Annotated in this window: 4 protein-coding genes; 2 read left to right on the forward strand and 2 right to left on the reverse strand. The window is 66.4% G+C overall.

The window, feature by feature from the left end:
- On the forward strand, positions 1-396 hold a 396-nt coding region (locus tag UK23_RS53485; RefSeq protein ID WP_045318442.1), incomplete at its 5' end, for a hypothetical protein.
- 159 nt (positions 397-555) lie between these two features.
- Here UK23_RS53485 and UK23_RS47395 read toward each other — a convergent pair.
- Positions 556-1,818: a BNR-4 repeat-containing protein gene (locus UK23_RS47395; protein WP_045318443.1), complete on the reverse strand. Its 1,263-nt coding sequence runs from the start codon at positions 1,816-1,818 to the stop codon at positions 556-558.
- A gap of 52 nt (positions 1,819-1,870) precedes the next feature.
- Between UK23_RS47395 and UK23_RS47400 the strand changes: the two genes are divergently transcribed.
- On the forward strand, positions 1,871-5,083 hold the full coding sequence (locus UK23_RS47400) for a GH92 family glycosyl hydrolase (RefSeq protein ID WP_082115551.1): 3,213 nt from the start codon (positions 1,871-1,873) through the stop codon (positions 5,081-5,083).
- Here the strand turns inward: UK23_RS47400 and UK23_RS47405 are convergent.
- Positions 5,070-5,747, reverse strand: coding sequence for an alpha/beta hydrolase (locus UK23_RS47405; protein ID WP_045318445.1), 678 nt, complete (start codon positions 5,745-5,747; stop codon positions 5,070-5,072). The genes UK23_RS47400 and UK23_RS47405 overlap by 14 nt on opposite strands.
- Positions 5,748-6,013: the final 266 nt, after the last annotated feature.

Raw genomic sequence — 6,013 nt, forward strand, 5'->3', positions numbered from 1 at the left:
CTGGGCTTCGTCTTCCCGGGGATCGCGAACGCCGAGACCCCGCCGGGGTGCTCCAGCGCCGCGCAGATCGGCGCGACCGCGTACATCAAGTGGCGGGGCGACAACATCGCGTCGGTCAAGCAGTTCGCCGGCTGCGGGAAGAACTACGCGTACGTCTACATCTGGGAGAGCTTCCGCGCGACGGGTCGTGACTGGAGCACGCAGACCTCGATCGCCGTCTACAGCAGCCCGAGCGACCGCACACCGGAGCACCAGGGGTGGAACAGCGACCAGTTCCACCCCGTGGAGCTGTGGAGCAAGGGCACCAACACCCTGTCCGAGTGCACGGCCGCGTACGGCCTCGTCAGCGTTCAGCAAGCCGACAACTACACGGCTTACACCGGCAAGCGCTGCTAGTGGCGCGTCTCGGAACGTCGGCGAGGTAATCCACGCTCAGCAGGGCACCTCGCGGCACCGCCCCCACGCCCCCGTACAACCAGTACGAGGACGTGGGGGCGGCACCACGATGCGCCCGTCTGACCGCGCATTCCCCCGGCAACGTTCCGAGCCACACCACTAGTTCCTGATGCTGAACACCGGCCACTTGCCCGTGTGGTTGGTCTTGCGGGTCTCGTAGTCGATGGTGTTCGCGACCAGGTCGCTCGGCCGGTTCTCCACGAAGTTCGCGTAGAACGTCGTGTCCGCACCGGCCGAGTACGGCACCGTCAGGTCGTGCTTGGTGGTCGCGCTCCCACCCGGCGCCCACGACTTGACCAGCAGCCGCTTCCGGTCCGCGCTGGCGTACGAGAAGTCGACGCCGTTGCCGGTCGCGACGAGGTCCTTGAACAACGACGTCGAGGTGTCGACGGTCGTGGAGCTCCAGGCGCCGCCGGCGAACCGGGAGAGCACGATCTTGGCGCTCGTCCTGGTGTGCACGCCGTAGCCCAGCACGAGTGAGCCGTCGTTCAGCGGCACGGTCACCGGGTTCTCCTCCGGCAGGTCCTTGCCGGCGGGGAGGTCGAGCGGGTTCGTGGTGACGACTCGGGTCTTGTCGAGGTCGGCAGCGTCGACCGTGTTGCCGAGCGTGGCGCCGCCGACCGTGAACATCGTGCTGGACGCCGTGTCGAAGTAGGCGACGTAGATGTTCTTGCCGCCGCCGTTGTGGCCCTTGGGGCCGCCGTGCATCGACCAGGTCAGGTAGACGCGGCCGCTGCGTTGCGTCACGCCGAACGCGTACACCTCGGCGTACTTGTCGGCCGTGCGGCCCGAGTCGATGAGCATCTTCGGCGCGGACCAGGTCTTGCCGTTGTCCGTCGACTTGATCATCTTGTACGTGCGGTACGGGTGGGACAGATCCGTGTTGTGGCTGTAGAACAGGTGGATCGTGTTCCCGATGACGACCGGCTCGGGGTAGGTGTTCTTGTCGGTGGAGATCGTCTTCGCGGTCCACGTGCCGGTGATCGAGTGCGCGGTGGGCGCGGTGTAGAACTGCAGCGACGTCGTGTGCGTGGCGCGGAAGATCGCGAGCCTGCCGTCGCCGAGCTGCGTGAGGATCGGGTAGTCGTGGTAGGCGTTGTCGTGCGTGAGGTTCAGCGTGGCGACCTTGACCGCCGCCGACCACGTGTTCGCGGTGTGGTCGAACGCCTTCACGTAGATGTCGTGCTTCGTGCCCGAGTACGTCACGAACGTCTTGTTGACCGTCGCGTCGTACACGCCCGCCCCGTTGGTGCGCAGACAGCCGTAGACGCTCGCCGTGGTGACGGTGTCGAGCACGGGAGCGGCCTGTGCCGGTTGGGTGAAAGCGACGAGAAGCAACAGCGCTGCGGCCAGTGCGCGCATCGCCGACCTCCGATGGGTGTCGGGGCGGCGACGATCAGACAATACTGCCTCCATGCGGACACTGGTTGTAGTCGGGCTGTTACTGGGTCTAACAGTTCCTGCTCACGCCGCCCTCGCTCAAACAGCACAGGCGGACGAAGACCCCTCGTCACTGGTGAACCCCTTCGTGGGCACGCAGAACTTCGGAAACACCTTCCCCGGTGCCTCGGTGCCGTTCGGGATGGTGCAGGTCAGCCCTGATACGGGAGGTCAGGGCGGGTACGACTACAAGGCCACCTCCATCTACGGCTTCTCGCAGACACACCTGTCGGGCGTGGGCTGCGGCGTCATGGGCGAGCTGCCCGTGATGCCGACGGTCGGGTCCGTCGACAACGTTGACATCAACGCCTACAAGTCGCCGTTCACCCACTCGGACGAGACCGCGCAGCCCGGCTACTACCGGGTCGGGCTGTCCCGCTACGGGGTGAACGCCGAGCTCAGTTCCACTCAGCGGACCGGTTGGCAGCGCTACACGTTCCCTTCCTCTGCCGCGGCCAACGTCCTGTTCAACACCGGGCGCTCGAACCAGACGGTGCTCGACTCGGAGATCCACGTCGTCGGCGACCGGACCATCGAGGGCCGGGTGCGCAACGGCCGGTTCTGCGCGGGCAAGGACGAGCACACCGTGTACTTCACGGCGACGTTCGACCGGCCGTTCTCGGCGTTCGGCGCGTGGCGGGGGAGCGTTCCCACGGCGGGTGCTCGTGATGCTGCCGGAACCGGTGGCAACGGCGCGTGGGTGACGTTCGACGCCACTGCCGACCGCGATGTCGTGCTGAAGGTCGGCCTGTCCTACACCGGGCTGGAGGGTGCGCGGAAGAACCTCGCGGCGGAGGCTCCTGCCTTCGACTTCGACGCCACGGTGGCGGCTGCTCGTGACGTGTGGCGCAAGCAGCTGGACGCCGTGCGGGTGTCCGGCGGTGCTCGGGACCGGCAGGTCGCCTTCTACACCGCGCTGTACCACTCGGTGCTGCACCCGAACCTCGCCGGTGACGTCGACGGCAAGTACATGGGCTTCGACGGTCGAGTTCGCACGGCCTCTGGCTACACGCCGTACCAGAACTTCTCGTTGTGGGACACGTACCGGCCGCAAAATCAGCTGCTGCAGATGCTCGAACCTGGCGTGGCTCGCGATGTCGCACTGTCCGTTGTGGCCAGTGGGCGTGACGGCGGATGGCTGCCGCGCTGGGCTCTGGCGTCGTCCGAGACCAACATCATGACCGGCGACCCCGTGACGCCGTTCCTGGTGGAGGCGTGGTCGAAGGGTCTTTTGAAGGGGCACGAGGAGGAGGCGTACCAGCTGTTGCGCACCAACGCCTTGTCGTTGCCGCCCGCTGACTCGCCCTACAACGGACGCTCCGGCGTGGCGTACTACTCGGATCGCGGCTACATACCGTCCGGTCTGAAGCTGGGCACGGACTGCGCGCACAAGGGTGGTGACAACGACTGCGTGCACCCGGCGTCGGCCACTTTGGAGTACTCGGCGGCTGATGCCTCGCTGGCGTTGATGGCTCGTGGTCTGGGGCATCGCTCGGACGCGCGGCTGTTCGCGGATCGTGGTCAGTGGTACCGGAACCTGTGGGACTCGTCGATCGGTCAGTTCCGGCCGCGCACGGTCGCCGGCACCTGGCTGACGCCGTACAACCCGGTCGACGCGTCACACCAGTTCCACGAGGGTGGCGCTTACCAGTACCAGTGGCTGGTTCCGCAGGATCCGGCCGGGCTGGTGTCGCTGATGGGCGGTCGTCAGGCCGCGGAGAAGCGGCTGGATTCGTTCTTCGTCTACGACAAGCTGTTGACGGACCCGGCCGGCACCGTTCGGCAGGACTGGATCACCCAGCCGTACGACTACTACGGCAAGCCCACCTACAACCCGAACAACGAACCCGACCTGCTCGCGCCGTACATGTACCTGTGGACGGGCACGCCGTGGAAGGCGGCGACCGTGGTACGAGCGGCGATGACGTTGTTCACCACCGGTCCGGACGGCATGACCGGTAACGACGACCTGGGCACGATGTCGGCCTGGTACGTCTTCTCGTCGCTCGGCATGTACCCGACGTTCAGCGGAGGCGACTTCCTGGCGCTGTCCTCACCGCAGTTCCCGTCCGCGACCGTCCGAATCGGACAGCACGGGTCGCAGGGCGGCAACCTGGTGATCTCGGCGCCGGGGGTGTCCGACTCGGTGCGGTACGTGCAGAGCGCGTCCATGAACGGGCGTGATGTCCGCAAGACGTGGCTCGACTGGTCCTCCCTGGCGCACGGCGGGAAGCTCTCCTACGAGGTTTCCTCGAAGCCTTCGTCCTGGGGTACCGGGCGTTCCGACGAGCCGCCTTCGCTGAACGACGGCAACGTGGACTCGCGGCGTGCGCTGTCGGCTTCGCTGCGGAACTCCTCGGTCGTGATGCCGACCTCGGACGCCGCGCAGTCGCTGACCTTGCAACTGGACGTGCTGGCGCAGTCGCCTGCCGCTGTTTCCGTCCGGCCGTCGGTCACGGCACCCGCGGGGTGGAAGGTCGATGGCGCGAAGCCGTTCGTCATCGTGTCGCGGCATCAGCCGACGCAGAAGACCGTGCCGTTGACGGTGACCGTGCCTGCGGGCGTCGCTGCTGGTAAGTACGAGGTGTCGGTGGTGGTGGATTCGGTGACGGTGAAGGCCGTGATCGAGGTGAAGCCGGCCGCGGTGTGCGCGCTCGCTGTGACGTGTGCGGTGGACGTCGGGCCGGAACGCAACCACGACGGCACGGCGACCGTTGCTGATCCTGCTTCCGGCGACTTCGACGGTGGCGGCTGGAGCTATGACGCGGCGCTCTTGCCTGCGGCCGGTCCGGTGACGTGGGGCGGGATCACGTACCAGGCACCGGATTCTGCCGGGACCGCGCCGAACTTCGTCGAGGCTCGGGGGCAGGGGTTGTTGTTGCCTCCTGGCCAGTTCTCGTGGTTGCACGTCGTCGGGGCGTCGTACAACGGGCCGGCGTCCGCCGCGTTCACCGTTTGGTACACGGACGGAACGTCGGCCGAGGTCGCTGCGTCGGTACCGGACTGGGCGGGCGGTGGTCCGGCGGTGCTGGAGATGCCGCACCGGATCAAGGCCGGGAAAGGCGTGGACGGACCGCCGGTGCGCTTGTTCGGTCAGTCGTTGCGGCTGGACGCTTCGAAGACCGTTCGTTCGGTGACGTTGCCTGATGACGCGCGGGTGCAGCTTTACGCGCTCACGCTCGCCTGAGGATGATCTCGGCGATCTCCTGTGCGCGTGGAATGTGCGGGCAGTGATCGCCGTCGATCTCGATCGGCTGGGTGCCGAGCCGTTCTTCTGCGGCTCGGCACATCCAGTCCGGGCGGATGACGCGGTCCTGTCTCGGGACGATCACCGTGCTGCGGGGAAGGTTGTTGTGCTTGTGGTGTTGGTTGAACGCGCCCTGCGGCTGGAAGAGTCTGAGGGTGGTGAGGGCGAACTTCAGCTGTTCCAGGTCGCAGTCGTGGAACAGGAAGTACGCGCTGACGGCCTGGTCGGTCAGCAGGTCGGCGCCTGACCACTGGAACCACTCGGGCGGGAAGATCTCCTCGCCGTGGTGCGTGAGTTCTTCCATCATGCTCATGGTGCCGGTCAGGTCTGGGATCAGGGCGCCGATCCAGACGATGTGGGTGGCGTTGAGTTTTGTGGCGGTGGCTGGGACCAGTAGGCCGGCGCCGGAGTGGGCGATGATCGTCGGGGTGTGGGTTTCTGGGAACTGGCGGTGGACTTCGGTGGCGTAGTCCTCGGCTTGCCAGTCGTCTTCGTCGGTGAGGTCGGCTGCGAAGGTGCGGTGGCCTTCGTGGTGAAGGATCGACTGCAGCGGGTGCCAGCAGGCTGGGGTTTGGGTGGTGCCGTGGAGCATCACGAAGTCCATGTTGTTCAGCATGCCTTGGGGTTGCGGTTCAGGGCACGGCTTCGCCGACCCGGCACATGCCCTCCTTCGTCGGGCGTGTGCCGGACCGAATTGTCGGGTCGGCTTGCGTAGGTGGTTGCGGGGCGTGGTCCATTTGCGTGCGATTGTCATCAGGGTCGTAGGTGGTCACCAGGCGCGAGTTGCGCACAAGAGAGAAAAGCGACGCACGGCACCTATGAAACCTGGCTTGACCTGCGGATTCACCCTATTGTGTAGCCGCTAACCCC

This window comes from Lentzea aerocolonigenes, assembly GCF_000955955.1.
GTDB classification, from domain to species: domain Bacteria; phylum Actinomycetota; class Actinomycetes; order Mycobacteriales; family Pseudonocardiaceae; genus Lentzea; species Lentzea aerocolonigenes_A.